Raw genomic sequence first — 3,540 nt, forward strand, 5'->3', positions numbered from 1 at the left:
TCGGATGCTGATGCTGACGCCGATGCTGACGCCGATGCGGATGCCGACGCTGATGCGGATGCTGACGCTGATGCTGACGCCGATGCTGACGCTGATGCGGATGCTGATGCCGACGCTGATTCAGATGGTGATGTAGGTTGGTACAGTTTTGAGCTCGACAGACCTTTAATTAATCCTGTACATGTGGGTGATACTTTTATTGGCGGTGATACTGGATACGATGCTGCTAGTCCTGTTAGTACTTTGGTTCAACGTGTACAAGCAATTGCTAAGACATTGCCAACGGGGACTACGCTAAAATTAATTTTGCAATTACCTGATGGTACTATCCTTGGAAATATTGTTATAAATGCGGATGGTACGTATTCTACTAATATTACTGGTCACACGTTGGCTGTTGGGGATATCATTACTGCATATCTAGTTGCGCAACGTGGTGATCAAACAAAGGTAGGTGCTATTGCTTCTACTACTGTTCTCCCAGCTATTGATGAAACGGATGCGGATGCTGATGCCGATGCCGATGCCGATGCCGATGCTGACGCCGACGCTGATGCGGATGCTGACGCCGACGCTGATGCTGACTCAGATAGTGATAATGATGCTGTTATCCCAGTTAATTTAGGGAATGGAGGAAATGGAGGAACTGGCTCAGGCACTGGAAATGGAACGATGGGAACTGGTGGAGGTACTACTTCCACAGGCTCGGTAGTTGTACCGCTTAGTACGGGTGGAACTGGCTCTATGTCAGCTACAACAATGAATGGTTCGACCCCGGGCTCAGCATTACCTTCAACTGGTGATGCGGATTCCACTGCTGCTCAATGGTTCGGCGGTGGTTTACTACTTCTTGCTGGCAGCTTCTTACTGAGACTATTCCGCAGAAAACCACAAGAATAATATAGATTAAGTATCGAAAAACGGCCTCTTTACTTTTAGAGGTGAGGAGGCCGTTATTTTAAAAGAAGGAGTGAAGCAAATGCTAAGCTTAGAAGCGGTTTCGATGATAAAAAATCAAATAGAAGTAAAGGGGAAAAAAGAAAAGACGCTCAATTGGGAAGGTGAATGGAAAGTCTTTCTTTCGCTAGATTTTGGAACGAAGCGTGCAACTGTGTATAATTTTAGCAATGCATCGCTCGATTATATTTTTAAACAAATTCATAAAAAACTGCAACATGAAGTGGAGAATAGAACATTTAAAATTGATGTTGCATATGGGTTTGAAACAGTATTTTTTTCAGAGTGGAACGAAGTAACATTACATACAAGAAAAAAATTATTATCGCAAAGGAATTTCGTTTGATAAAGGCTTCTACACGGCTTTATTGGAGCAGGAAGTGAACGGGAATGCGATGATACAACCGAAAGATGAAGGTATTGCGCTTAATTTAGAGAACTTGAATCGTTATTTAGTCCAAGCCAATAAAGTACATGGCAAACTGCAAATTGAGGCAGACTCTGAAATCATAACTTTTGATACGTTTGGTTATTATTTTGATGGCGATGATGTGTTGGAGTTGCATAGTGATAATTTGAATAATGGTAGGAGAATAACGGAACTGACGGTAACGGAAATCATGGGAATTATTCAACGGGCGGGAGCTTATTTGGCGGATCAGGTAGGCGTTGATGGGGAATTTATCTATGGCTATTTTGCTTGTTTTGATAAAAAAAATTAAACATTACAATAGTCTGCGTCATGCGAGTTCCACATATTCAATGCTGGAATCTTATGAAGTTTCCGGAGATGAAGCAATACTTACTGCAGCGAAAAGAGCATTGCGATTTCTAGCGATTGACTTAATTCGCGAACAAGGTGACCGCGCGTATGTCATTGAACGCGATACGAATGAAATTAAGCTAGGCGCGAATGCTGCGGCGATTTTAGCTTTTTCAAAATATATGCAAGTAACACAAGATATGGCATACTTGCCACTTTGTCAAAATTTAGCGCGTGCGATTTGCGATCAACAACAAGAAAATGGGCAGTTTATTCATGTTTTAGAATACCCAACGCTCACCGTTAAAGACCCATTCCGAATTATTTATTACGATGGGGAGGCTGTACTCGCGATTATGCGTTTATATGCCATTGACCCAGACGAAACATGGCTAAATACAGCAAAAAAAGCGTTCGATTACTTCATCGAGAAATCCTATTGGAAAAATCACGATCATTGGCTTAGCTATTGCACAAATGAAATAACAAAATACGCACCAGAAGACCGTTACTTCGAATTTGGCTTGAAAAACGCATTCGGACGTCTCGATTTTATTTATCATCGCGAAACAGCGTTCCCAACATTCCTTGAACTAACCGTCGCCACACATGATATGTGCGAACGTATTGAGGCCGCAGACAAAGGCTACTTACTTAAAAACTACAACCGTGAAAAATTAGAAACGACCATCGAAAAACGCGCAGACTTCCAGCTCAACGGTTTATTTTATCCCGAACTCGCGATGTATTACAAAAATCCAAAGCGAATTTTGCATAGTTTCTTCATTCGGCATCATTCCTTCCGCGTCCGAATTGACGATGTGGAGCATAATATCTCTGGGTATTGCCGTTATTTAAATAGAATAACAGAGGGCATAACGAACAAAACAAAAAGAAAAAAATGCAACTGTAAAGAAAAAACACTTTACAAACAAATCCTTTACTGGTAATATATATACTTGTGTAAGACTTTATGGAGGTGTATATATAATGGCAGTTAAAATTCGTTTAAAACGTATGGGTTCTAATAAGAAACCTTTTTACCGTATTCAAGTTGCAGATTCTCGTTCTCCTCGTGATGGCCGTTCAATCGAAACAGTGGGTACATACAATCCACTATTGAACCCAGCAGAAGTGAAAATCGACGAAGAAGCAGTTTTAAAATGGTTGCATAATGGTGCGAAACCTTCTGACACAGTTCGTAACTTGTTGTCAAAAGAAGGCATTATGGAAAAATTCCACAATTCAAAACTAGGTAAATAATAGAGGTTATGGCTATGGAAGATTTAATTCTAACCATCGTAAAGCCTCTCGTTGATCACCAAGATGACGTTATTGTCTCGGTAGAAGAGAGCGCTACAAGCCTTCTTTATAAGTTATCTGTAAACAAAGAGGATATGGGTCGTGTCATAGGCAAGCAAGGACGGATCGCGAAATCGATTCGTACACTTGTCTATGCAACGGGCAATCGGAACGAAAAGAAAGTTCGTCTCGAAATCATTGAATAGCCATCTCACAATCGTGGGGTGGTTTTGTTTTTCTCTTCACGCCCTACATATGATAGCATTCCCCAAAAAAACCCTGTTACAATAGAAGAAACAAGCCACGATTAAGGAGCGTTTTTAATGAAAATTATCCAAAAAGTGACTGTCAAACAAGTTTTAACAGAAAAAAGTAAACAAAAACTATTACATTTTTACTTAGAACAACGTCAGCAATTGCAAAAAGAAAGTGATCAACTTCATTTTGAAACAAAAAAAAGATGGAGCGTAAACATAAGTATAATCAAGATTCGGTCAATGATTACTTTGGTCGGGAAA

Annotated in this window: 7 protein-coding genes; all 7 read left to right on the forward strand. The window is 40.3% G+C overall.

What is annotated here, in order from left to right:
• Positions 1–900: LPXTG cell wall anchor domain-containing protein (locus PRIP_RS17240; RefSeq protein ID WP_036102545.1), on the forward strand; the 900-nt coding region annotated here is incomplete at its 5' end.
• Positions 901–979: 79 nt separating this feature from the next.
• Positions 980–1,303, forward strand: a complete 324-nt coding sequence (locus PRIP_RS18325) for a hypothetical protein (RefSeq protein ID WP_241434207.1) — start codon at positions 980–982, stop codon at positions 1,301–1,303.
• Between the two features lie 49 nt (positions 1,304–1,352).
• A complete protein-coding gene (locus tag PRIP_RS18330) occupies positions 1,353–1,679 on the forward strand; it encodes a hypothetical protein (RefSeq protein ID WP_241434208.1) in 327 nt (108 codons plus the stop codon).
• Positions 1,645–2,670 carry a hypothetical protein gene (locus PRIP_RS18335; RefSeq protein ID WP_241434209.1) on the forward strand — a complete coding sequence of 342 codons (1,026 nt, stop codon included), beginning with the start codon at positions 1,645–1,647 and terminating at the stop codon, positions 2,668–2,670. The genes PRIP_RS18330 and PRIP_RS18335 overlap by 35 nt, the downstream gene beginning before the upstream one ends.
• Before the next feature lie 40 nt (positions 2,671–2,710).
• Positions 2,711–2,983: a 30S ribosomal protein S16 gene (gene rpsP, locus PRIP_RS15685; protein ID WP_036062095.1), complete on the forward strand. Its 273-nt coding sequence runs from the start codon at positions 2,711–2,713 to the stop codon at positions 2,981–2,983.
• Positions 2,984–2,997: 14 nt separating this feature from the next.
• The gene (locus tag PRIP_RS15690) at positions 2,998–3,228 is read left to right on the forward strand and encodes a KH domain-containing protein (RefSeq protein ID WP_036102548.1); all 231 of its coding nucleotides are present in this window, start codon (positions 2,998–3,000) and stop codon (positions 3,226–3,228) included.
• Positions 3,229–3,345: 117 nt separating this feature from the next.
• The coding region (locus PRIP_RS15695) for a YlqD family protein (RefSeq protein WP_241434210.1) at positions 3,346–3,540 on the forward strand (195 nt) is incomplete at its 3' end.

Source organism: Paenilisteria riparia FSL S10-1204 (genome assembly GCF_000525995.1).
In the GTDB taxonomy this organism is placed as follows: domain Bacteria; phylum Bacillota; class Bacilli; order Lactobacillales; family Listeriaceae; genus Listeria_A; species Listeria_A riparia.